Genomic DNA, 23993 nt, shown 5'->3' with positions numbered 1-23993 from the left:
ATTCGCTATAAATACGATAATCACATCGCTCGTTTGTGTTGGTTTCATCTGCCACGGAACTAAGCGGTGTTTTATAACTTTTAAAGGAGTTAACCGTTTGAACCTTCCTCGCATTTTTCATCAGTCCAATAAAACTCGAAATACCTTATGTGTAATCAGTGCCTTAGTAGCTTCGCTAACGCTCGTTAGTGCTAACGCATCAGCGGCTGATACTCACCAAGAAAGCTCACGGGTTGCCATCGCCATTCATGGCGGAGCCGGCACTATTTTAAAGTCTTCGATGACGGCTGAAAAAGAGGCGGCGTATAAAAAGGTGTTAACGCAAGCAGTACAGCACGGTTATACCTTGCTGCAAGACGGTGTAAAAGGTGAAGTCGCGGTGGTAGAAACCATTAAAATTCTTGAAAGCTCACCTTTGTTTAACGCGGGCATTGGTGCTGTGTATACCTTTGACGGCGAGCATGAACTCGACGCGTCTATCATGCATGGCGGCAATAAAAATGCTGGCGCTGTTGCGGGTGTTAAGACAATTCGAAGCCCAATAGAGGCAGCGCTGCTGGTAATGAATGAATCTCCACACGTTATGCTTTCCGGTGAAGGGGCTGAAGATTATGCCAAAGAGAATGGCCTTGAGCAGGTGGACAATTCGGTTTTCGACACTGAGTTTCGCAAGCAGGCTCTAGATAAAGCGAAAGCCCGTATGGAGCAGGCTTCAAATGGTTATGGTTTACAGCAGGGCAACGAGCGCTTTGGAACCGTAGGGGCGGTGGTACTAGATGGCGAGGGCAACATTGTGGCCGGAACATCCACCGGCGGAATGACGGCTAAACGATACGGGCGTATTGGTGATTCACCGGTGATTGGTGCTGGCACCTATGCCGACAATGAAAGCTGTGCGGTATCGGCTACTGGGCATGGTGAGTATTTTATACGATACAACGTAGCAGCAGATATCTGCGCGCGGATGAAGTATCAAGGTTTGTCGTTAAACGACGCTGCGAATACCGTGGTGAACGACGTGCTAGTGAAAGCTGGTGGTGATGGTGGTGTAATTGCTATTGACGCAAAAGGTAACGTTGCAATGCCGTTTAATTCAGCGGGAATGTACCGCGCGAGCATTGATGTAAATGGCAATGTGAAAGTCGCAATCTACAAAGACTAATCACTGCAAGAAACATTTGTTATTTTAATGTTAAATGTGCTGGCTTGTAGGCAACGAAAGGTCTAATCTTAAAGTGTGGGGGAAAATTGCTTTCACATGTGGTTAATAATAATTGAAGTGCCGTAAAGCCCAATAAGTCGCAGTATCGGTCACATTAGGCGCCACGGCTGGAGAATTGAAAATGGAATCGTTGCAAGTCAGTGATTATATGAATACTCACCCAGTGAAGCTTAATGTCGATATGCCCGTTGCGCAGGCTGTCGAAGCGTTGTTAGCCAGTGGGCAAAGTGGTGGGCCAGTGCTTGACGTAAAGGGAAAGGTCGTGGGCTTTTTATCCGAGCAAGACTGTATCGCTCAAATGATAGCCTCAAGCTACTATCGCGAACAAATTTGTAGGGTCGGGGAAATCATGAAAACGCCGGTGGTTTCGGTTAAACCTTACATGTCTGTGATAGAGCTAGCGCAATTACTGCTTAAAGAGAAGCCGCGGGTTTACCCGGTAGTAGATGACGATGGTGTGCTTTTAGGCTCAATTAACCGAACGGCCGTGCTTCGCGCCATTGACGTTCAATTAAATGATGGTTATCAGCGAGCAGGCTAGCTGATATTAGATTTTGCGCTGCCTATGTAAGCTTGTCTGCAAAACCTAAGGCTGTCTGCAATATCTAAGGTGGTATTTGCGATGTTTTAGCTAATGCAACCTTAAGCGCAATTAAGCTACAGCGATAAGTCAGCAAGTTTTGAGAGTAAAGGGGAAAGGTTAAGCTTTAAACTTCCCCCCTTTCTCTATTATTGGCGTGGGTGTTGGTGGTTACTCACACCATGTGCCTTTAACCTTGTCTATTTACCAAATCTCTTATTGCGTTTTTGAGCGTCGTACCTGCGACAAGTTTAAAGTTTTGCTTTTGGCTTGGCATTACGTTTCGGCCATCTTGCACTACCCACAGTCCTTCAGTAAAATCACCACCAAGGTTGGCGTTCGTTGCTTCTAGTCCGTCAGTTTCCGAGACCCCATCAATTTGCTTTGCCTTGTCAGCAGCAATTTTAACTAGCCCCATAAGTGTTAACGTTTCAGGGTTTTCTTCATGTATGTGATAGATGGCGTAGCTGTTATTGCCCTGACTTGATGCAATGAGGTATTTCTTGCCATCAACGGTAAATAGTGCCAAGCCCTCTACATCAGCTTCAACGGGTGTTTTTATTGCTGAGATAAATGTAGGTGTATTATCAGTAGAGCTGATATTTAGCGCCCAGATGCCTGTGGCCTCTTCACCAAGGTAAGCGGTATTGGTGTGGGTGTCTACCACGCAGCCTTCAGGCTGTGAGGGAAGAGAGAAGCTCTGACTTAACTTTCCTTCAACTGCTTTGCCTTGGTTGATTGATAATTCATATCGCTCGAAGCGACCACTGGTATCGTTCGCAAAAACATGAGCTATACCGTTATTGGTAAAAAGACACATACCATAAATGTCGCTAAGCGTTGTTTTAATCTCACCTAAATGGGCGAGGTTACCGTTATGATCTATTTCCAAAACAGACAAGCTGTTATGTGTTCGGTTTGAAGCAACGGCAATATCAGTAAACTCATTTTTACTGCCGATGTTCAAAGTGTTTACCGCAACCCGATACCCAACATCAACGTTGTTGACTCTTCCTATCGGCAGGCTCTGAAGTTGCTTGCCGGTAAGATCGTAGGTATTCAATGCGCCTTTCTTGTCGGTGCCAACAATGCGACTTTCTGAAGGGGCCTGTGAGTTAACCCAAATAGCAGGGTCGTCAGCTGCATCACCATAGTTTTGCACAGGCTGAGTTTGCGCTAAGGGTAAAACAGTGGCCACCTTATGTTGGGCAGACGTATCGGAACCGTTTTGAGTGTCATCGTCTTTTTTAGCAAGACACCCATCGTTAAAGTATGCGGCGGCCAAACTAGCCGGCAGTTCTACAGAATAAACCCTGCCCGATGCATCATCATCTACTACCACAGAGATTCCTTGCCTTTCTTTATTTGCAAAAGTAGCTAACTGAATAAATTCAGGTTCTATGCTTTCTGCGGTCCCGTCTTCATCGTGCATCAAAGTTACGAATTCAGCGTGACATTGACTTTGAAGCCATACGCCGCTTTTATCTGGGCTTACCCAACCGACAAGGCTGCTATTTGAATTTAGGGTTGAAGAGGGTAAGACGCTCACGCCTTCGACTGGTGTATCTGCGTCATGAAAGATAAGCGTTTTCTCTAACTCACTTTCTATATGGGCGTTAATCTTCCATACCCCGGCGAACTCGTCCGCCAAATAGATGTTTTGTGTATCGAGGTCAACACTGCAACTTTTGATGCCAGGGCCTATGGCGAAACTGCGTAGCGATAAAAACTGATCATGGTTCAGTTCATATTGATTGAGAGTACCTGTGGCATCCACATTGATAATGTGAGGCTGTCCTTGCGCACTCATTGCTGCGCAAATGGCTTCTGAGCCTTTTGCGGGTTGGCTAAGCTGCTGTTGCACTGCCAGGGTGTCAACAGATATGCGATACGCTTCAATATGTTGCGTGTTGTTATTAAACACTACCAAAGACACCCATTGTTTGTTCGTAGGGTTAGCTACTTCAGCGTGGGCAAACGCGTAGCTGCCTTCAATAAATTGAGTTTTACCTTGGCTGTTAGTAAGTGAAATGCCTTTATGCTCGTTTATTTGAAGGTCAATAGCATGGGTGTCTTCGTAAGAGTGACCTTTCTTTGACGACGCTACCTTGAGCGTTTGATTGCCATGGGTGTTATTGTAAGACGCTGTTGGCATGGGTGTCTTTGTAAGTGCTGTGTTTTTCGCGCTGTTAGCATGGGTGTCTTCGTAAGCGTTAGCATGGGTGTCTTTGTAAGCGTTAGCTTGATCATTGTTTTGGTAATAAAACGTTTGTTCAAAACCTTTTTTAAGATGTGTAACCTTAAGTACAGTGCCTGTGGGCTCGATTTGGTTTTTTGTGGCTGTTGCATTTTGAGCTGCACAGCTAAAGAGTGTGGCTAGAGCACCGGTAAAAACGACGGTCTTTGCTACTGCTCGGTGTAGCCCTTTTGTTTTTTGGTTATCCATTGTCATTATTGATCCTGAATCGTGGTCGTCGAAGACGCTTTACTGGCTTTATTCATTGTGTGGGTGTAAATCGTCTTCCCATTGTGATCGATGTAATGAAGGAAGATGTTTTTAGCTGTCATACTTACACTGACAAAGCCGCCGGTCGATTTTGCGAATTGTGTAAAGTCGTAATTACTAATAGGCCGCACTTCTGAGCCGCCACCGGACACTACGTGCACTAGGTCATCCCCGGGTAATTGGTTGTGTTGAAGGTCGTGTTCGTGCCCCGCAATATAGAGGTTCACGCCATGGTCGTGAAAAATGGGCTCTAATACGTCTTTGATAGCGTCCGTTTTGCCATAGCGTTTACCACTTGAATAAAGTGGATGATGTCCAATGACAACTTTCCAGGTGTGTTGATCGTTGCCTAACATAGTATTTATCCAATCAAGCTGTTCAGATGCCCCTTGTGAGTAGGCTTCTTGGTATTTAGCTTCGTCTGCATAGTCGGGGTTTAGCGGAGACGTATCGATAAACAACAAGAGAGCTGAGCTTCCATCGTTAAGCTTTAACGTCTTACTGTAATACTGCGCCGGCATTTCCCAACGTCGACTCTTACTGCTGTAATCTATTTGCGCCTGCCAGTTTCCTCGATAGTCATGGTTTCCCAACACAGGGTACCAGTCGATGAATAAATGAGGTTGATGATAAATAGTTTCGTAAGAAGACAGCCAGTAAGGGTCGTCAACTGAGGCAACACCGTTGTCGTAGAAGTTATCGCCGGTGGTTGCGATAAATTCAGCATCTAGTTGGTAACTTGCAATATCTAGCCATTTAGCAACGTGTTTTTGATAAAAGTGGCCGTTGCGGCCCCAATCACCTAACGTTAAAAAAGAAACCGCTTCATCCGGTACCGATAAACCTTCAATAGTGGTGTGCACATAATAATTATGTGAATACTGCTCGTTGGTAGTCTTCGTATTATTACTAGCTACGTTAGTTATTGCCGCACTGTAAGCGGGGCTTGTTTGCTCTGCCTTTACAAAATCTGAGGTAAGGCAGCAGGTGAAACAAAACGCAACCGCAAACAAGGTTGCGACTGTTGCCTTTGTGGTAGGGAGAAATGTGGGTAAACCGTGCATGGAAGACTCTCAAAAGCAGATGACGCAAGCCCCATGTTAGAAGCTTGCGAACATCTGAATATTAACAACAAATAAAAGTGACTAGTTAAGCTGCCAAGTGAAACCTAGCTCGAAGGTACGGCCATACTCTTCGTACTGCGCGTTTTGACTGCGCGTATCAAAGTAGTTATAGAAAGGCTCGTCACCTAGGTTTATGCCGTTGAAATACACCTGCATGCTGTCGTTAATGTAATAGCGGGCCATGAAATCAATTTGTACATGGTCATCTTCAAATCTCAGCATATCACCGTCAATTTCTTCGAAGTTTTCACTTTTATACGTGGTAGCAAGTCGTACACTGAAATCATTCGCTTCGTAACCAATGGTTAAGTTGCCAATGCGATCTGACTGGTTCGGTAATTGCGTTTCAAATTTCTCGCCGTCTAAGAAAGTTGTCGCTTCTGAGTCGGTAAAGGTAGCGTTGGCAGATACAATAAACCCGTTGTTAAAGGCTTTGACCCAAGACAGTTCTAAGCCCGTCAAATCAGCAGAGTCACCATTTATTGGCTGAATAACTTCTTCAAAACCTTCCCAGCCAGTGGTACCTGCAACATCTGCATACACAACAAAATTGTCGATATTCTTATAGAACAATCCTGCTGAAATTACGCCAATGTCACCAGGGTAGTATTCAACGGACAAATCGACGTTTTGCGCTTCATAAGGTTGAAGCTCTGGGTTGCCCACTTCTGCCTCACGTTCAGTTACAAATACGCCGTCGTCTTCTTCGGTTTTACTTTCGATAATTTGAAACGCAGCCACATCTTCAAATTTTGGACGTGAAATGGTTTGCGTGTAGGCGGCACGAAGCTGTAGCTTGTCAGAAAACGTATACCTGGCATTTACACTCGGTAGCCAGTAGTCATAGTCGCGTTCAGCTTCCCATGGTGTGTTGACCACTTCTTCTACATCGGTTTGCTCGTTTTCAACTAGCTCTACGCGCATGCCTGACGTTGAAAAGTCGGTACGCTCGTAGCGAACACCGGCGACCAAGTGAAGCTTTTCAATATCAACGCTGCCCATTACGTAGGCCGCAAAAATATCTTCTTCGTTTACATATGTGGCACCGCGAGATTCAACTTCTGAATTAAGGCTGTCTACTTCAAGGCTTGAGCGGTTATCGTTAAAGTAGCTGCGCATTACGCCGCGGTTAAGCCCGGGGCCGAAGTCACCGAGTGCATACTCTGGGCTAGCAGTACCAAACTGAGAGGCATCTAGCCCGTCAAAATCACCATCAAAAATCGTGATGCTGCTGTCTCGGTCTTTTTCTCGGCTGCGGTATTTTGAACCGAATTTGAATTCACCAATGTATCCACCCAGGTTAACAGGGCGTGATGCGTCAAATTTAATACTGGTTTCGGTATCTTTGGTGTAGTTATCTTCAAAACTGATTTCATCTACCTCGTAGGTAGATAAGTCCATGGCATCAGCGTTTTGTGAAACCGTTGGGCGCATGGTGTTTAGATCAGCATCAATGCTGTCGTTTTCTGTTTTAAATACATAATACAAAGCGTCTGGTTCGTCTTCATCAGACTTGGCATAACCAAGTTGCCAGTTTGCTCTCCATGTTTCTAACTGGTGCTCACCACCTAGTGCAATAGTAAAGATGCTCTGGCTTTCGTAACGATCTTTACTTTCTCTTTCTATTTCCGAGTCTTCACCGTCGAAAGTGAAAATGTTGCCTTGACGGTATTCGTCATCAGAAAATTCGCTGTAAAGTGTGCGAAGGAAATACTGGTTGTTGAAGTCGGGGCGAAAATCAATATTCAGCGCACTCCCTAAACGTTCGCGAGTGATTGTGTAGTCACGTTGCTCCAACTCGTCATCACCGTTACTTTCAACGTTATCTGAACCAAAGTCTCTATCAAAGTAAGAGATAGCGCCGGCAACACCCCATTCAGATGAAAGCTTTTTAGTAAAGGTGCCAGACAGCTTTGGACTGGTTTTGTCCACTAAGTCATTTTGACTTGCTTGTACAGTAACGCTTGCGGTATCACGGGCTTTATCGAATGCACTTACACTTTTTACCGCCACCGAGCCACCAATGGCGTCGCCATCCATATCTGGGGTTACAGATTTTGATACTTCTAAAGTTTGAATAAGTTCAGAAGGAATAACGTCAAGTGCAACAGAGCGTACGCCTGACTCCGGCGAGGGAATATTAAGCCCGTTGATGGTTACGTTATTAAGGTCTGGGTCGATACCGCGAATTCCCACAAAGCGACCTTCGCCTTGGTCACGTTCTATAGAAAGGCCGGGCAAACGTTGTAGCGATTCCGCAGCATTCTGATCAGGAAATTGACCAATAGCGTCTGCCGAAACAATAGACGAGATACGGTCAGATACGCGTTGCTGGTTAATGGCGCTTGCCTGTCCGCTTCGTTGGCCATGCACCAGAATCTCATCGATGGTATCGCCGCTACCAAATTCGACGGCAGCGCGGGCAATACCGTTGTCTGTCACATTAATCGTTTGCGTGACTGTGTCTTCACCAAGATAAGAGATTTCTAAGGTATAAGTGCCTTCAGGAATAGAAGGGAAGCGAAACGTGCCGTCTCTGCCAGCTTCGGTCACAAGTCCTAGCTCGACAATTCTAATTTGTGCGCCTGTATAGCTGCGTGCTTTGGCGGCGTCTTTTACTGAACCAATAATGACACCATCCGCCGCTAAAGCAGGCGACGCAACGCTAAGGCCTAGCGCCGCTACGCAGGCAAGTGTAAGAGAAGAGTACGCGGTTTTAATTTTCATTTATTTTCCAATCAATTAAGCAGTCAATAGGAGTGTGAAGTAAGTGCTAAGTTAATGACTAAGTACCCTAAGAATGCTCCATGACAGTTATATGACGATTGAGTGGAACATGGGGCTTACTTTCGGCAAATGTCGCTAATTCTCAAATCGGTGAGCTAAATTGACCCTGGCCTAAGTTTATGATTTTGTATGGTTTTATCTTGTTTTTTCGCGTTCTTTGAATAGGTTGCCATCAATATGTCACATTGATGAGCCAAACTGACCCTCGACAGTTTCATCAAATTTGGGCAAGACTCTCGTTTTGTTTTAAGCGCTGGAAGCCGCTGGACTGGCGCGTGATGTATTCAATATTAGAGATTTCCAAAGAGAGCATTATGTTTACCTTTACAAATTCAACACAATTTAGACATCACAAGCTTTGGCTGGTATTTACGTTGTGCGTGGTAACTTTGGCGGTTTGCCTAGCTTTTATATTTGGCAATGCAAAAGAAAGCACCGTGATATCTGGCCTAGATATTGTGGGGGAGGGGAGCATCGCTTTTTTAACGCTTGCGTGGATGCTAGCAGCGCTCGCTAGCCGTCCTCCTGGAAAAGTAACTAGCCTTCTTATTATAGGGCTAGGCTGTTTCTTGTTTTCTGTCAGTTTAGATTTTTTAGACGAATTTTTTCATTACCCCGAATCCGCTTACTGGATAAGTATGATTGAGTCTTACCCTGCTGCGGTGGGGATGGTAGTGATGACCGCGGCACTTTATCAATGGCACCTAGAGCAGCGTGCGTTAAATTTGCAATTACGACGTCGTGAGTGGGACGTTCGGGATCACGATGCTATCGATCCTATTACTCAACTTTACCGCGCAGAATATTGGAAAGCACAAATAAGTAAATTACAGCAATCCGGGAAGTCGGCTGTAATTGCCATCATCGATATCAATAACTTCTCTTTGTTTAACCAAAAGCACGGGTATACAGAAGGCGACAGGTATCTACACGACATTGCGCAATTGGTGATCATGAATTTGCGCCAGCAAGATCTAGCGTGCCGTTACGCTGGTGATAGGTTTGCTATTTTGATGCCAGACGTCTCGCCCATGCAGGCCGATGTTATCTTGAATGATATCAAAGTAAGTATTCAGCATCTGGCTTTTAGACATAGCCTCAATGCCAACGCTATTTACACCACCGCACGCAGTGCTCAAGTGACTTTGTTACCTAATCAGCGCCTTGCGACTGTGCTTAACACCATGCTGTTAGAGCTTGAGCGTTCTCATGACAGTGCAGCGTAGTTTGGACAGTTTGGTGAGACTAGTTGGTGTATGTGCGCGAAGATACCTGCGGTGAATATCTAATGGATTTAACACTACCACGGCTCAACGCACTGCGAGATTCTGCAAACGAAGATACAGCTGCAGGTGCTGAACGGTGTCATTCAACACGTGTATCTAGCATGGGTGTCTCTGCAAAAGATGATGTTGATGATTTAGGCGTGGGTGTCTGTGTAAGAGATGATGTTGATGAGTTAGTAGTGGGTGTCTCTGTAAATGGTGATGCTGATGGGCTTAGCATGGATGTCACCGGTAGTGATAGTGCTGGTAGCTATCATGTAGTGATGTCTAGCCAAGATAAAGTGATCGCTGGGTATTGGCTGGTACAGGCAGTGCTCAATGTGGCGCTCTCTCGTGGCGGTAATAAGAATAAGCTCTTGCGCGGTACAGGTATTTTTGAGGAGTCGTTACAACACAATTCGCTAGTAAGCATAAACCAATATTCATCGCTGTTAGCCAATGTGCACAGTCAAACCAAAGGTAACGATGTCAGTTTTTTACTGGGTGGTGCTTTCGCTTCGCAGTGGCTTACTAGTCCGCTACATGTGCTTAAAACATGTGAAAATATTGAGCAGCTACTTTTACACCTTACTCAACGCCAAACATTTAGGTGGTGTAGCTTACCGCTATGTCAGTTTCAGCGGTTTGAAAGTGCCGACAAAATAATACTAGTGCCTCAGTTTACAGGCATGAGCAGCAAACAGCTTCAGTTCACTCTTGAAGTGGCATTTGCAACGCTGGTGGCGCTCATTAAAAATATTGCGAATAAGCGAATACCTTTGTCTTTTACCTTCACAGGCAGTCGACCGAAAAATATTGCTGATTATGAAACGCACCTTGGGCTTAAATTATCGTTTAATAGCCGCTTTAACAGTATTTGCATTGAAAAAAGGGTAACAAGCCAACCCTTAGGGCTGACGGCTCGGCCTACAGACTCAGTTAAATCGCACGTTTCTTTAGAAAGTTTATCGAGTAACAGCGCAACGCAAACGAAGAAACGGACGTCTATTGAACAGCAAAACCGTTTGTCTTTACCTGATTTTGTGAGGCGTTACGTTTGTACATCCTCCAATACGCAGTCGCCAAATATCGGGTTGCCTGAATTGGCGGAAACCCTAGACGTCAGCGTAGCTACGCTAAAACGGAAATTAAAAGAGTTCGGCACTAGCTATCGCGCTCTGTCTGAAGAAGTTCAACGCAATCATGCGCTTTTACTTTTATCGGTGCACAAGGTGAGTAACGAGGCTGCGGCCAACGCAATGGGTATTAACGATTTGCCCAACTTTCGTCGTACGGTAAAACGACTAACAGGGAAAACCCCTAGCGAACTTAGAAGTTGAACAGAAACCGTAAAACGTGTTCGCCCCTTATTTGTTGAGCATAAGACCTCTGTAATTGACATCTCAGTGCACTATTAATCCTACGATATAATTATGTGACGCTGGCCCTTAACAACAAGATGGCTGTAGTCTCTCTTTAAACAACGCAATACTCTTTGTCGCGTCAGCTTAACGCAGAACTACTATACCTGCCGTAATACGACGCAATTACAAACTTTGTAAGTCTCATTGAGAGGGTAATAATCTGTTAGGCCTGAAATGACATAGTCACTGGAAAGTAAATGTCTTTTCAATATCCTTAAAACCTTTTATCCTTTGCAGCTTTAGCTTTGCATCGTCAAAGACCAAAAAGATATGGTCTTGTTGAAGCTTGTTTTACGCACTCGCACCCTCAAGGTGGCTGTTCAGCGTAGCCTTTAAACTTTTGCTGTTACGCAATTAAAACCAAAAGAGAGTTTTCTGTGCACGAAAATAACGACATTGCACCAAATTCTATCGCACCCAATCCGTTAGGTTTAACGCCTATTTTGCTTTTTGTAATTCTTGTTGTAGTGACAGGAATTACCACAAACGATATTACTGCGATGCCTATTTTGGTGGCGTTTTTTATCAGCGCTGGGTATGGCCTATGTTTAAATCCGAAAGGTAAAAAGGTCAGCTTCTCTGAAAAGGTACAAACCTTTTGTAAAGGTGGTGGTGATAAAAACATTATTCTTTTGGTGCTTATATTCCTGTTAGCCGGTGCATTCTATGCCGTGACTATTGATATTGGTGCTAGGGATGCCACGGTTAACATGGCGCTACAATTTGTGCCTTCCGCACTGATATTGCCGGGCCTGTTTTTGATTTGCTGTTTTATATCATTTTCCATGGGTACCTCCATGGGCACCATTACCGCGCTCTCACCCATAGGTGCAGGCCTTGCCACAAGTTTAGGGCTGCCGGTGGAAATGGCGCTGGGTATTGTTGTGGGCGGCGCTATGTTTGGTGATAACCTCTCGTTTGTTTCAGACACTACCATTGCTGCAACTCGTACCCAAGGTGTACAGCTTAAAGACAAGTTCAAGGCAAACTTAATGGTGGCCGTGCCGGCCTGCATCGTTACCATGGCATTACTGCTTATGGTCGATGTTGATACCTCTGGCATTGTTGAAGGCGGCAGCTATGATTTTTGGCGTATAGTGCCGTACTTGTGCATTATTGCTTTCGCGCTAACAGGGTTTAACGTCATTAGCGTACTTGCAGTGGGTATTGCCAGTGCCTGCGCAGTGGGTCTGGTTCAGGGTAGCTTTACGCCACTTTCTATGATGCAAAGCATTCAAAAAGGGATGGGCTGGATGCAGGACTTGGCGATGATTGCCATAACCATAGGCGGCATTGTGGCGTTAATGCACGCAAATGGCGGTATAACTTGGTTAATTGAACGCTTAACCCGTAAAGTCACGTCTAAGAAAGGCGCGGAATTTAGTATTGCTGGCTTGGTCAGCTTTCTAGACATTACGACAGCAAACAATACCATTGCCATTGTTACAGCAGGCCCAATTGCTAAAGACCTGAACGAAAAATACGGCGTAGACCCACGCCGTACCGCGTCATTACTGGATATCTTTTCGTGCAGCTTTCAAGGCTTAGTACCCTACGGCGCGCAGCTTTTAAGTGCAGCGGCCGTAGTGGGCATTTCACCTTTGGCCATTACGCCGTATTGCTGGTACCCCATGCTTATTTTTGTGTTTGGTGTGGCGGCCATTTGGTTTGGTTTTCCCCGTTTTAAAACGGCGCAAGACGATGAATTAACCCAAAGCGCTTAAATTCTCGTAACGCTTAACACACTGGCTTTTTAGGGCGGTATCTTCTAGGATCACCGCCCGAATTTTATTGATGATTAGAAACTCGCTTTAGGATGTCACTTTGTCTTCACCACTTGCTATAAAACCTCTTTACAACAAACTAGACGATTGTTTAAGCGCAGATAAGTTTCGTTTGAAGCGCCGTATCACGCAGCTTGCACAAAAAGTGAATGATACATCTGGTGTTGACGGAAAAGGAGCAAAGAAAAAAGCAGCTAATCCCAAAGGTTCAATACAGGACAACGCGGTTAGCGAAGAAAGCCTTAAAAAGCAGCTCGAGAAACTAGAAAGCGACATCAACACATCAATAGAAAAGCGTAATTGGCGTAAAGACAACCTACCCAAAGTTGAATACCCACCGCTGCCGGTTAGCGATAAAAAAGAAGACATTAAAGAAGCGATTGCCAATAACCAAGTGGTTATCGTTGCGGGTGAGACTGGGTCGGGTAAAACCACACAGCTTCCTAAGATATGCTTAGAGTTAGGCCGCGGTGTAAATGGCATGATTGCTCATACTCAGCCAAGACGTTTAGCAGCAAGAAGCGTGGCTACGCGTATCGCTGAAGAGCTAAACACGCCCCTTGGCGAAAAGGTAGGTTTTAAAATTCGCTTTAGCGATCAGGTAAGCGAACGAAGCTACGTTAAGCTTATGACCGACGGTATGCTGCTTGCTGAAATGCAGCAAGATCGATTCTTAAATCAATACGATACTATCATCATCGATGAAGCCCACGAGCGAAGCCTTAATATCGACTTCTTGTTAGGCTATCTGCGTCAGCTGTTAGATAAGCGCCCCGATTTAAAGCTTATCATTACCTCTGCCACCATTGACCCAGAGCGATTCTCCAAGCATTTTAATAATGCGCCGATTATCGAAGTGAGCGGTCGAACTTATCCGGTAGAGATTCGTTATCACGCGCCAGAAGATAATGATGATGACATTGATCAAAGCGACGCTATCGTAAACGCAGTCGACGAGCTAATGCGCGAAGCGCCGGGCGATATATTAGTGTTCTTAAGCGGCGAACGCGAGATACGCGACACCCAAGATGCCTTGAGCAAACAGCATTATCGCAACACTGAAATTGTTCCGCTGTATGCGAGGTTGTCGGCGGCAGAGCAAAACCGCATATTTCAGTCTCACAGCGGCAGACGCATTGTACTTGCCACCAACGTGGCAGAGACCTCGCTTACGGTCCCCGGCATTAAATACGTAATTGACCCGGGCTTCGCCCGTATTTCACGCTACAGCGCCAGAAGTAAAGTGCAGCGTTTACCTATTGAGCCCATCTCTCAAGCGTCAGCGAATCAACGGGCAGGGCGATGCGGCCGTGTGTCTGACGGTATTTGTATTCGCCTTTATAGTGAAGATGACTATTTAGGCCGCCCAGAATTTACCGACCCAGAGATCCTGCGAACAAACCTTGCTTCGGTTATTTTGCAAATGCTTGCGTTAGGGCTAGGCGACATCGCTGCTTTTCCATTTGTTCAGCCGCCTGATAACCGCAATATCAACGACGGTTTTCGCTTACTTGAAGAAATCCAAGCTATTGCGAAAGGCAAAGCTAATAGAAAAACGAAGAAAAGCGGCAAGATGCAGCTTACCCCGCTGGGTCGTCAGGTAGCACGATTGCCCATCGACCCACGCTATGCACGCATGGTGATAGAAGCCGAGCGCACAAATGCGCTTAGTGAAGTTATGGTGATTGCGGCAGGGCTTTCAATTCAAGACCCACGAGAGCGCCCACAGGAAAAACGCCAGCAAGCAGACGAGAAGCACAGCGAATACCACGATAAAGATTCAGATTTCATAAGTCTTTACAACTTGTGGGTGGCGTTTAGAGAACAGCAAAACGCACTAAGCCAAAATCAGCTCCGCAAATGGTGTAAGCAGAATTTCATCAACTATTTACGTATGCGCGAGTGGCAAGACATTGTAAGCCAACTTAAAAAGTCTATTGCTGAACTGGGCTTTGGTATTTCTAAGCAAGAAGCCGACTATCAGGCTATTCACCAAGCTATTGCTAGCGGCTTGCTGTCGCACATGGGCTTTAAAGATAAAGACCGTGAGTATATGGGGTCACGCAATTCACGCTTCTTAATTTTTCCAGGCTCAGGGTTATCAAAGTCTCAGCCAAAATGGGTAATGGCAGCTGAGCTTGTAGAAACCTCTAAGCTATTTGCCCGTATGGTGGCAAAAATAGACCCAGCGTGGGTAGAGCCTTTAGCTGAACACGTTGTACAAAGAAGCTATTCAGAGCCCCATTGGTCTAAAAAGCGCGGCGCGGTTATCGCGTTTGAAAAGGTTACTCTGTTTGGGCTGCCCATAGTGATGAAGCGTGCGAAGGTTTATAGCCTTATCGACCCGCCAATCTGCCACGAGCTATTCATCCGCGAAGCCTTGGTAGAGGGCAATACTAAGCTCAATTACAGCTTCCTACAGGAAAATCAGGCACTGCTGGAACAAGCGGATGAATTTGAACAAAAGACTCGACGTCGCGACTTAATTGTAGATGATGAAGAGCTTGTAAGCTTCTACGCTAAACGTATCCCGGTTGAAGCCAATAATGATGCAGCGTTTAAGAAATGGTTTAGACAGCACGGAAGTAACGACAGTTTAACCTTTAAAGAAGAAGACGTGTATCGTCAGCAGCCTGGGCAGTCGGTAGCGAACGCGTTCCCTGACGTATGGCGGCAGGGAAATATTACGCTGCCGCTACGCTATAACTTTGAACCCAACGCTGAAGATGATGGCGTAAATGTTGTCATCCCGCTGCCTGTGCTTAATCAAGTTGATAACGTAGGTTTTGATTGGCTGGTGCCGGGACTAAGGCACGACCTTATTGTGGGGTTAATTAAAACCTTGCCAAAACGCTTGCGTCGTAACTTTGTGCCTGCGCCTAACTTTGCTGAAGCATGTCTTGCTGATATCAGTGAAACAGATAAAAACAACCGTCCGGTGCCTTTGCTTGAAGCCGTAACCGACAAGTTACGCAAAATGACAGGCGTTATTATTGAAAGCGAAGAATGGAATATAGATCAGCTTGATAAGCATTTGAAAATGCACTTTGCGGTAGTGAACGACAACGGTGATGATATTGCCAAAGGTGACGATCTTCACGCGCTTAAACAACAGTGTGCTGGGCAGGTCAAGCAAACCTTTGAGAAAGCCGCAACACCGGAGTTAGAGCGCAACAATATCGAACAGTGGGATTTCGAAAGCTTGCCAGAAACCTTTGTGCAAAAGGTAGGCGGGTTTGAAGTTCAGGCATTCCCAGCACTTGTGCAAAAGGGCGATAAAGTAGATATTGCGCTCATTGAAGAAGCGGATAAAGCGCAGTCGCTACATAAGCAGGGTGTTAATGTATTGATTAAAAACGCCATGCCGTCACCCCTTAATTATTTGCAAAGCAAATTACCGAATAAAGCCAAGCTGGGTTTGTATTTCAATCCATTTGGGCAAGTTAAAGCACTTATCGATGACTGTATTTTTGCGGGTATCGACGCCATTGTTAGTGATTATTGCAAAACTAACGACACTGACATTCGAAATAAAGCTGATTTTGAGGCCTGTTTAGAGATTGCTCGAGCGAATATTAATGACAGAGTGTTAGAAATCGCAAAGCAGGTAGAGCAGGGGCTTACCCTTGCTCATCAGTGCCAAAAGCAGATGAAAGGCAATGTACCGCTAACGATGATTAACGCGTTAGGTGACTGTAAAGCCCATCTTGCGTCATTGGTGTTCCCTGGCTTTGTTTCTCAAATTGGTGAAAGTAGGCTGGACGATTGGAACCGCTATATTAAAGGCTTGGCTCGTCGTCTTGAGAAGCTTCCCATTGACCCCAACAAAGACAGAATGCATCAGGTAACGGTAGAAAAGTCGATTAAAGAATGGGAAAAAGCGTGCAGTAAGTACCCCAAAGGTAAAGTGCCTCAAGCCCTCGATGATGTGCGCTGGATGATAGAAGAGCTGCGTGTTTCTCTGTTTGCGCAGCAACTTGGTACGGCATACCCCATATCAGCGAAGCGTATAACCCTCTATTTAGCAGACTTTTGATGACGTTCTCGATATAGACAATGTGTAACGCATAGCTTTTCAAGAACGAAGCGCATCTACATAGACTGGTTAATTATATTAGCGCCCCATAATGCAGCGTATTGTGGGGCTTAATTATTTGTACCTAATAAGCATACAGCCGTTCTGTTTTATCGATAATAAAAGATAATCGTCGACTCATTGAGGTAAGACCAATACTACTTTTGCAGCATTGTTGAATAAAAACTAGACAGTTCGATTGACAAGTTATCGCCATCAACCTATAACAACAATTGTAGTCGTCAGCGTAATGCTAAAAATCAGGAGAAGTAGACATGTTGGGATACGACGATAAGCGAAATTTTTTCAGGATGATGGTAAATTCGCCGTGTCAGTTGCAAATTACTGACGATGAGTCGAGCCGCACCATGCAGGCAATGTGCAAAGATATAAGCGCCACAGGAATGTCGTTAGAAGTTGATGAACCCTCAATTGAGGTAGGGACGCAAGTGAGTGTTGCTATAGAATCGTCTAGCTCACAAATCCCTTCTTTGGCCGCCCTAGCTACGGTTGTACGCTGTGAGCCTGAATCTGATTCGAGCTGTATTATAGGCGTTGAAATTTCTCAGATGAAATAGGTTATTCCCAGGTAAAAAGGCGAAATTAACCTCGCCTTTCCATCGCTATTACAAGCGTCACAAGTATTCGGTCGTCGCTTATCATTCAATAAAGCGAATAAGCCGTTCAGTTTTTTCTATTTTAATCTTTTCTCTCAATTGATAATAATTCTCATTAATGCGAAAGCAAACAGAATCTAAACTTTTGAGAGAGCGATAATTATGAAAAAGACAATTACCTTTGCTGTTATGCACTTTTCAGTAGCCTTTACTGTAGCCTACCTACTTACGGGCAGCTTAGTAGTAGGCGGTGCGGTAGCATTAGTTGAGCCAGCAATTAATACTGTGGCCTTCTATTTCCACGAAATGGTATGGAAAAAATTAGAGGATAAAGAGGTGGTTACTGAAGGGCAAGCAAGTGAGTCTTCACAGCAGCTATCTAATGGCTTTTCAAATAATCGTGGCTTTTCGAATAATGTTGCAACCTTCGCTTCTTAGAATGTAAGGTTTATTGCTCGCTTTCTAAGCTATTTGCATAACCTATCGTTAATTCAATAAGTGAAAGCAGCGCCCAAGTTTCTATAACAACGAGGGCGCTTTTTCATTTCTAATCGTCGGTGACTTCACAAACTAGACCTTTCAAATAGTAGCCTTCAGGGTAGCTACCAATAATAGGGTGGTCAGACGCTTGATTTAGCCTTGCAATGATTTTTATAGTACGGCCAGCATCAAGGGCAGCATCGGCGACAACCTTCTGGAATAAATCGGCAGGCATAAGACCTGAACAGCTGAAAGTTAGCAGCAATCCGCCAGATTTAACTGTGTGAATGCCATACATATTAATGTCTTTATAGCCACGCGCAGCACGGTTTAATGTAGCTTTACTGTCAACAAATTTTGGTGGGTCGAGTATGACCATATCGAACTGTTTGCCCTTTTCGTGATATTCACGCAACGCTTTAAATACATCCTTGTTTACATAGTGCGCCTTATCTTCATCTAATCCGTTAATTGCCACATGATGTTTAGCTAAATCTAAAGCTGGTTGAGACACATCAACGTTAGTTACCGACTTGGCACCGCCTGAAAGGGCATAGCAAGAAAATGTGCCTGTGTAGCTGAAACAGTTTAGTACGTCAGCATCTTTTGCGTAGTGTGCTGAGGCAGCACGGCTATCACGCTGGTCGAGATAAAAGCCGGTTTTATGGCCATGTTCTATATCAACAACAATATTAATGCCGTTTTCTTTTACTGTAACCTGCATGGGTGGCTCGCCGTGAAGCACGCCTGTTACCGGCTCTAATCCCTCTTTTTTGCGTACATCAACGTCACTACGCTCATAGATGTGAACATCAGGCATTAGCTTGGTGATTGCCCATACTATCTTATCTCGGTGCTTTTCACCGCCAGCGCTTAGAAGCTGCACCACGGCAACATTGTCGTACAGGTCTATTGTAATACCGGGAAGACCATCACTTTCAGACGCTATCCAACGAAACGCATTCGTTTTGGTAGGGTCAAACAAGCGCTTACGCAGCGTTAGCGCAGTTTCTAACCTGCGCAAGAAAAAGCCGTTATCAATGCTTTCATCTTTTTTAAACGTCCACATGCGAACGCGTATTTTAGAATTTGGAGAATAAGCGCCTCGCCCTAACCAATCGCCTTCAGAGTCGAAGACATCTACCGTATCGCCAACCCGCGCACGGCCTTTTAACTCAGCTACGGCGCTCTCGAAAACCCAAGGGTGTTTACGGCGAAGTGATTTATCTCTGGACGGTTGTAATATGACCTGTGCTGACATGTAGGCTCTCGTGGTAGTTTAAACAATATATATTTGATGTAAGCCATCATAGAAGCTTACGGTAATGGCCGCGATTATACGCATTTTCAGAGGTTCTGTGTTTAATAATACCAATCTAGATGGGTATTAACTCAAAAGAAACCCAAACTGATTGTTATAGTAGTACGTAGACACATTACGATTGAAATTTTAAGACTAGGATTAGATGAAAAGTATGCGCTATGTGGACTTTGAAAAGGGATGTAGCCCAAGCGAACTGACTGTTAAGGAATGCGACGGTTTATCGCTAACATCAGGAAAAGTAAAAGTAGAGGTAAAAGCCTTCGGTGTAAATCGAGCAGATACGTTGCAGCGTCAAGGTAATTATCCACCTCCGCCAGGGGAAAGTGAAATCCTCGGGTTAGAGGTAGCAGGTGTTGTAACAGAAGTTGCCAGCGATGTTAGTACCTTTAAACAAGGTGATGAAGTATTTGGTTTGGTCGCAGGTGGTGGCTATGCTACTGAAGTCATTGTTAATCCTGCCCACCTAATGATTATCCCTAAGGGCATGCCATTTTTTGAAGCTGCAGGTCTTGCCGAAGTTTTCCTTACCGCATTTCAGTGTTTACGCACCATTGCTCATATTAAGCCAGCTGAACGTGCCTTAATACATGGGGGCGCTAGTGGTGTAGGGTTGGCCGCCACTCAGCTATGTCGATATTGGGGCGTACACAGCGCAGTAACAGCGTCAAGCCAAGACAAGCTAAACCTTTGTGAAAAAAATGGTGCAGAACATCTAATTAACTACAAACAGCAGCAGTTTGATGACGTTCTAAAAAAAGTATGGCCTGAAGGCGTTGATATGGTACTTGATATGGTCGGTGGCGATTACCTTAACCGAAACCTTAAAGTGCTGAAGCAAGACGGCAAAGTAGTTTACTTGGCCATGCTAGCAGGACGGTATGCTGATAACCTTGATATGTCTTTGCTTTTAGGAAAGAGAGCTTCCATTATTGGTACAACACTGAGAAATCGAAGCGACGAGTATAAAGCGGACTTGATACGTGATTTCTCTAACGTATGTTTGCCCGCTTTTGAAAATAAAGAGCTAAATGTAAATATCGATACCCATTATAGTATTGATGATATCGATAAGCCTCATGCGCGATTGGAAAACAACGACACGCAGGGCAAGTTGGTCATTTCTTGGAAATAGTTCGTGGTTGAAAGCCTTGGTAAGCGCGCGTGTTAAAAAGCGCTTGATAATAGTTCGTGGTAGAAAGCCCTTAGTAAAAGCGCGTGTTAAACGTCTTCAGTAAAAGCCACGAGCGAGAGCTTCTAGTAAAGGCTCTCACTAAAGACGCTTTGCTAAGTTATTTTACTTCCCAACAAAACCTTCATCTGGCTTTGTTGGGTTCGCTTCTGCAGCACCGCGGGCAAGGTCATCACAACGCTCGTTTTCTGGGTGTCCTGAATGACCTTTCACCCAATGCCAGTTTATCTTGTGCTTTTTCACCGCTTCATCTAGCCGTTGCCACAAATCTGCGTTTTTAACTGGCTTTTTATCAGCAGTGCGCCAGCCGTTTTTTCGCCAGTTATGGATCCACTGATTAATACCATTTTTTACATACTGACTATCGGTAGTCAGTTCAACGTTGCAAGACTCGTTTAAGCTGTTTAGCGCTTCAATCGGGGCAAGCAGTTCCATACGATTATTCGTGGTGTGGGCAAAGCCATCGCTCAACTCTTTTCTATGCTGTTTGTAAATTAGTACAGCACCGTACCCGCCCGGGCCAGGGTTACCTAGACACGAGCCGTCGGTATAAATGTGAATGGTCTTTTGAGCCACAGCGTTTCCTTTAGTTTAACTCGCTTAATTTATCTTGTGTTTTCCCTTAGCGGATTGCAAAGGGGTTGATATACTATCAAAAAATGAAAGTGTAATTATAGTAGAGGTTCCATGCGCCAAATTGTTCTCGATACTGAAACCACAGGTATTGACCCCAAAGAAGGCCACCGCATTATCGAAATAGGGTGTGTTGAAGTTGTTAACCGCCGTTTGACGGGGAATCACTTTCACGTTTACATCAACCCGGGCCGGCATATTGAACAAGAGGCAATTGAAGTTCACGGCATAACCAATGAATTTCTTGCCGACAAGCCTACGTTTTCTCAAGTTGCCCAGGAGTTTGTCAGCTTTATCAAAGGGGCACAGCTCGTTATTCACAACGCACCCTTCGACGTGGGCTTCATGGATCACGAGTTTGGAATGGAAGGTTCAACAAAGGGCGTCATTACCAATCAAATCTGTGATGTACTTGATACGCTGACCCTTGCGCGCCAAATGCACCCTGGCCAGAAAAACAACCTAGACGCGTTGTGCAAGCGCTATGGTATAGACAACAGTCATCGAACTCTTCACGGCGCCTTGCTGGATGCGGAAATTCTTGCCGACGTCTATTTATTAATGACCGGTGGGCAGACTAAGCTGAAATTGGCATCAAGTTCGGGTAATGATGCTGACTCAACCGCTATTCGCAGGGTCAAGCGAAGCGCAAATAAATTAAAGGTTATTAAAGCTACCGCCGATGAAATAACACAACATGAAGCTCGCTTAGACATTGTAGAAAAAGCGGGTGGCAAGTGCTTATGGCGTCCTCAGCCAGAAGAGGTGTCTTAGCCAAACACATTTAAATAGAAATAAAATAGCCAAACAGTGCAGGAGCAGCGTAGCGTGAGAGTGTGGTTTTCTTGGGGAATTATTTTATCGCTTTTTATACACTTAAGCGCTGGCGCTCAGTCGCAAGAAGACGAGCGCGATGCCGCTAGGCAGCTCGCAGATAGTGCAATTCAAAACCCTCAGTCAAATAATCAAGATGTTGATACCTCGCCCCTTACTGACTTGGGCGACAGCTATACAAACTCAATAAAGCTTTTACAAAACCGATTTCGGGTTGATTACAACGTTGAAGAAATCACCATGGTCTTTTTCAGAGAATATGGCTCTGCCCCGGTTGTACTTGTGAGACCAGATGGATCTAAGCTGTTTCAGGGGCGAGTGGACGAAGACAAAGTAGAGTGGTTCGATGCCGATACCTTCGACATGATAACCATTAAAAATCCTGTCCCCGGGCCTTGGCAAGCAGTGGGCCAAGTACTGCCAGAAAGCCGTGTGATGGTTATATCAAATATAGAGTTACATGCCGACCCTTTACCTGATGTTCTATTTGCCGGTGAAATTCTAAAATCTACGGCCTACCTTACAAATAATGGCGAGCCAATTGACAACAAGCAGTTTAGAGATGTAGTCGAGCTTGATATTGAATTTAAGAGCACAAACAACCCTAACTTCGGAAACTTTGGCACAGGCGATCAAAATATTGCTACGTTTCAAGACGACGGCCGAGGAATGGACGAGCGCCCTGGAGATGGTGTCTTTACCGGTCAATTTAATTTAAAAATAGCGGCGGGCGAGTGGAAGCCGGTTTTTCGTGTCATCACCCCCATGTATACCCGTGAGCAAGAAAGCCAACCTATTGTCTTACATAATAACCCCGTTTCTATTGACGTAGAAATGAATGGCGGCGGTGACGGCTACCATAAGATCATAATTGATGTTGATCGAGATCTAGTGGATATCGAATCCTTGCTTGTGGATGGAAAGGTAAAGTTCCCGAATGCAGACATGCAGAACTTTTCTTTGACCGAAGGGGGCAATGAGCCTCGCGAGCATTTAATTGTTGCCTATGAAGAAGGCATTTTTAGAGTAAAGATTACAGCATATGGAACAACAACGAATGGCAGAGATTTTATTTTAGATGTGCCTGAATTTAGTTTTGTTGCTGAGGGGCCGCAAGAGCCTGAAGTTGAAGACCCTTTAATAGATGGAAAAGACCCGATTGTTGATGGAAGTGCACCATTAGTTGCGCCACCTGATCTAAACCCTGCCGCTATGACGCAAAATGAAGAGTCCTCGCTAGATGGGCAAGAAGAAATGGATAGTGGAACGTTGACCATTATCTTGATAGCGGTTAATGGGTCAATTGTACTTATCGGTGTTATTGCTGCGGCGGTTATCATTTTTATGCGTAAAAAGCGTACGTCTCCTAAACCGTCGTCTTCACCGGCAAAACAATCTCCAGCTACGACTGATGCCGATCTTTCTATGGAAGAAAAGCCGAAAGGTTTGAAAAAGTTATTTGGAATGTTTAAAAAAGAAAGCAAACCGGAAAAATCCTAATGCATGTTTTGTCACAGTTGTGATTATGCGATGTTAAATTGTTCACTTTGAATTTTATTTCGACATAATGTCTATTTAACAGGCAAACAAACCGCAGATGACAATTTTATTAATAAAAAGCGTTGACTCCACATGGGGGAATACGTATTATCTGCGCCGCAGTCAGGGGACAGGGCAACAACAGCCAAGTCAACTCACTGATAACATTGAAGATGTGGAGCGGTAGTTCAGTTGGTTAGAATACCGGCCTGTCACGCCGGGGGTCGCGGGTTCGAGTCCCGTCCGCTCCGCCACTCTTTCAATGGTATAACTAAAAGGTCTTCGGAGCGGTAGTTCAGTTGGTTAGAATACCGGCCTGTCACGCCGGGGGTCGCGGGTTCGAGTCCCGTCCGCTCCGCCATTTAGTTATATAGCGCAATCTCGATTATGTGGAGCGGTAGTTCAGTTGGTTAGAATACCGGCCTGTCACGCCGGGGGTCGCGGGTTCGAGTCCCGTCCGCTCCGCCATTAATCGAACAATGCGCGCTTTTCATTATTGCGGAGCGGTAGTTCAGTTGGTTAGAATACCGGCCTGTCACGCCGGGGGTCGCGGGTTCGAGTCCCGTCCGCTCCGCCATTAATGATAAAGAGCCATAACAAGTTTTCATTT

The 23993-nt window shown here is 45.0% G+C and carries 16 protein-coding genes and 4 tRNA genes; 15 read left to right on the top strand and 5 right to left on the bottom strand.

The features are described 5' to 3' along the window. The first annotated feature begins 97 nt into the window (after positions 1–97). Entirely contained in the window at positions 98–1162 is a 1065-nt protein-coding gene (locus ACYX4N_RS13155) for an isoaspartyl peptidase/L-asparaginase family protein (protein WP_476054328.1), read from the top strand. Between the two features lie 181 nt (positions 1163–1343). After that, entirely contained in the window at positions 1344–1763 is a 420-nt protein-coding gene (locus ACYX4N_RS13150) for a CBS domain-containing protein (RefSeq protein WP_474807327.1), read from the top strand. 229 nt (positions 1764–1992) lie between these two features. Here ACYX4N_RS13150 and ACYX4N_RS13145 read toward each other — a convergent pair whose 3' ends face one another. From ACYX4N_RS13145 to ACYX4N_RS13135, 3 genes are all read right to left on the bottom strand, one after another. Next, positions 1993–4254 carry a phytase gene (locus tag ACYX4N_RS13145; protein WP_476054327.1) on the bottom strand — a complete coding sequence of 754 codons (2262 nt, stop codon included), beginning with the start codon at positions 4252–4254 and terminating at the stop codon, positions 1993–1995. Further along, the gene (locus ACYX4N_RS13140) at positions 4254–5372 is read right to left on the bottom strand and encodes a metallophosphoesterase (protein ID WP_476054326.1); all 1119 of its coding nucleotides are present in this window, start codon (positions 5370–5372) and stop codon (positions 4254–4256) included. Before ACYX4N_RS13140 ends, ACYX4N_RS13145 begins: the two co-directional genes overlap by 1 nt. An 81-nt stretch (positions 5373–5453) precedes the next feature. After that, on the bottom strand, positions 5454–8159 hold the full coding sequence (locus tag ACYX4N_RS13135; RefSeq protein ID WP_476054325.1) for a TonB-dependent receptor: 2706 nt from the start codon (positions 8157–8159) through the stop codon (positions 5454–5456). Between the two features lie 374 nt (positions 8160–8533). On the opposite strand from ACYX4N_RS13135, the gene ACYX4N_RS13130 reads away from it, so the two are divergent. The 6 genes from ACYX4N_RS13130 (at position 8534) to ACYX4N_RS13105 (ending at position 17822) form a co-directional block, all read left to right on the top strand. Continuing rightward, positions 8534–9445 (top strand): diguanylate cyclase domain-containing protein, encoded by a 912-nt coding sequence (locus ACYX4N_RS13130; protein WP_476054324.1) that lies wholly within the window; start codon positions 8534–8536, stop codon positions 9443–9445. Positions 9446–9507: 62 nt separating this feature from the next. Next, the gene (locus ACYX4N_RS13125) at positions 9508–10824 is read left to right on the top strand and encodes a helix-turn-helix domain-containing protein (protein ID WP_476054323.1); all 1317 of its coding nucleotides are present in this window, start codon (positions 9508–9510) and stop codon (positions 10822–10824) included. A 461-nt stretch (positions 10825–11285) separates the two neighbouring features. Then, entirely contained in the window at positions 11286–12632 is a 1347-nt protein-coding gene (locus ACYX4N_RS13120; RefSeq protein WP_474807315.1) for a Na+/H+ antiporter NhaC family protein, read from the top strand. 100 nt (positions 12633–12732) lie between these two features. Next, complete coding sequence (gene hrpA / locus ACYX4N_RS13115) at positions 12733–16728, top strand: ATP-dependent RNA helicase HrpA (RefSeq protein WP_476054322.1); 3996 nt, start codon at positions 12733–12735, stop codon at positions 16726–16728. A 314-nt stretch (positions 16729–17042) separates the two neighbouring features. Further along, positions 17043–17345: a PilZ domain-containing protein gene (locus tag ACYX4N_RS13110; RefSeq protein ID WP_118495239.1), complete on the top strand. Its 303-nt coding sequence runs from the start codon at positions 17043–17045 to the stop codon at positions 17343–17345. Between the two features lie 201 nt (positions 17346–17546). Then, the gene (locus ACYX4N_RS13105; RefSeq protein WP_476054321.1) at positions 17547–17822 is read left to right on the top strand and encodes a DUF2061 domain-containing protein; all 276 of its coding nucleotides are present in this window, start codon (positions 17547–17549) and stop codon (positions 17820–17822) included. Between the two features lie 109 nt (positions 17823–17931). On the opposite strand, the gene ACYX4N_RS13100 is transcribed toward ACYX4N_RS13105, so the two are convergent. After that, a complete protein-coding gene (locus ACYX4N_RS13100; protein WP_476054320.1) occupies positions 17932–19125 on the bottom strand; it encodes a class I SAM-dependent rRNA methyltransferase in 1194 nt (397 codons plus the stop codon). 214 nt (positions 19126–19339) lie between these two features. Here ACYX4N_RS13100 and ACYX4N_RS13095 point away from each other — a divergent pair, with 214 nt between their 5' ends. Continuing rightward, the gene (locus ACYX4N_RS13095) at positions 19340–20320 is read left to right on the top strand and encodes an NAD(P)H-quinone oxidoreductase (protein ID WP_476056448.1); all 981 of its coding nucleotides are present in this window, start codon (positions 19340–19342) and stop codon (positions 20318–20320) included. Between the two features lie 162 nt (positions 20321–20482). Here ACYX4N_RS13095 and rnhA read toward each other — a convergent pair whose 3' ends face one another. Next, a complete protein-coding gene (gene rnhA, locus ACYX4N_RS13090; protein WP_474835520.1) occupies positions 20483–20953 on the bottom strand; it encodes a ribonuclease HI in 471 nt (156 codons plus the stop codon). Positions 20954–21064: 111 nt separating this feature from the next. Between rnhA and dnaQ the strand changes: the two genes are divergently transcribed. From dnaQ to ACYX4N_RS13060, 6 genes are all read left to right on the top strand, one after another. Next, positions 21065–21784: a DNA polymerase III subunit epsilon gene (dnaQ, locus tag ACYX4N_RS13085; RefSeq protein WP_474856011.1), complete on the top strand. Its 720-nt coding sequence runs from the start codon at positions 21065–21067 to the stop codon at positions 21782–21784. A 54-nt stretch (positions 21785–21838) separates the two neighbouring features. Continuing rightward, positions 21839–23344: a TIGR03503 family protein gene (locus ACYX4N_RS13080; RefSeq protein ID WP_476054319.1), complete on the top strand. Its 1506-nt coding sequence runs from the start codon at positions 21839–21841 to the stop codon at positions 23342–23344. Positions 23345–23560: 216 nt separating this feature from the next. Then, positions 23561–23637, top strand: a tRNA-Asp gene (locus ACYX4N_RS13075). Between the two features lie 30 nt (positions 23638–23667). Next, positions 23668–23744, top strand: a tRNA-Asp gene (locus ACYX4N_RS13070). Positions 23745–23774: 30 nt separating this feature from the next. Next, positions 23775–23851 (top strand) — tRNA-Asp (locus tag ACYX4N_RS13065). 32 nt (positions 23852–23883) lie between these two features. Then, positions 23884–23960, top strand: a tRNA-Asp gene (locus tag ACYX4N_RS13060). Positions 23961–23993 lie beyond the last annotated feature (33 nt).

The sequence above is a fragment of the Alteromonas sp. ABH4_452 genome (assembly GCF_056311825.1).
The sequence above is the reverse complement of the archived record's forward strand: the minus strand, read 5'-3'. Positions and strand labels throughout refer to the sequence as shown.

Coding starts and splice junctions, on each gene's coding strand:
- ACYX4N_RS13105 (WP_476054321.1), top strand. CDS start 17,547: ATGAAAAAGACAATTACCTTTGCTGTTATGCACTTTTCAGTAGCCTTT.
- ACYX4N_RS13140 (WP_476054326.1), bottom strand. CDS start 5,372: ATGCACGGTTTACCCACATTTCTCCCTACCACAAAGGCAACAGTCGCA.
- ACYX4N_RS13095 (WP_476056448.1), top strand. CDS start 19,340: ATGCGCTATGTGGACTTTGAAAAGGGATGTAGCCCAAGCGAACTGACT.
- ACYX4N_RS13125 (WP_476054323.1), top strand. CDS start 9,508: ATGGATTTAACACTACCACGGCTCAACGCACTGCGAGATTCTGCAAAC.
- dnaQ (WP_474856011.1), top strand. CDS start 21,065: ATGCGCCAAATTGTTCTCGATACTGAAACCACAGGTATTGACCCCAAA.
- ACYX4N_RS13130 (WP_476054324.1), top strand. CDS start 8,534: ATGTTTACCTTTACAAATTCAACACAATTTAGACATCACAAGCTTTGG.
- ACYX4N_RS13135 (WP_476054325.1), bottom strand. CDS start 8,159: ATGAAAATTAAAACCGCGTACTCTTCTCTTACACTTGCCTGCGTAGCG.
- ACYX4N_RS13150 (WP_474807327.1), top strand. CDS start 1,344: ATGGAATCGTTGCAAGTCAGTGATTATATGAATACTCACCCAGTGAAG.
- ACYX4N_RS13145 (WP_476054327.1), bottom strand. CDS start 4,254: ATGACAATGGATAACCAAAAAACAAAAGGGCTACACCGAGCAGTAGCA.
- ACYX4N_RS13110 (WP_118495239.1), top strand. CDS start 17,043: ATGTTGGGATACGACGATAAGCGAAATTTTTTCAGGATGATGGTAAAT.
- ACYX4N_RS13100 (WP_476054320.1), bottom strand. CDS start 19,125: ATGTCAGCACAGGTCATATTACAACCGTCCAGAGATAAATCACTTCGC.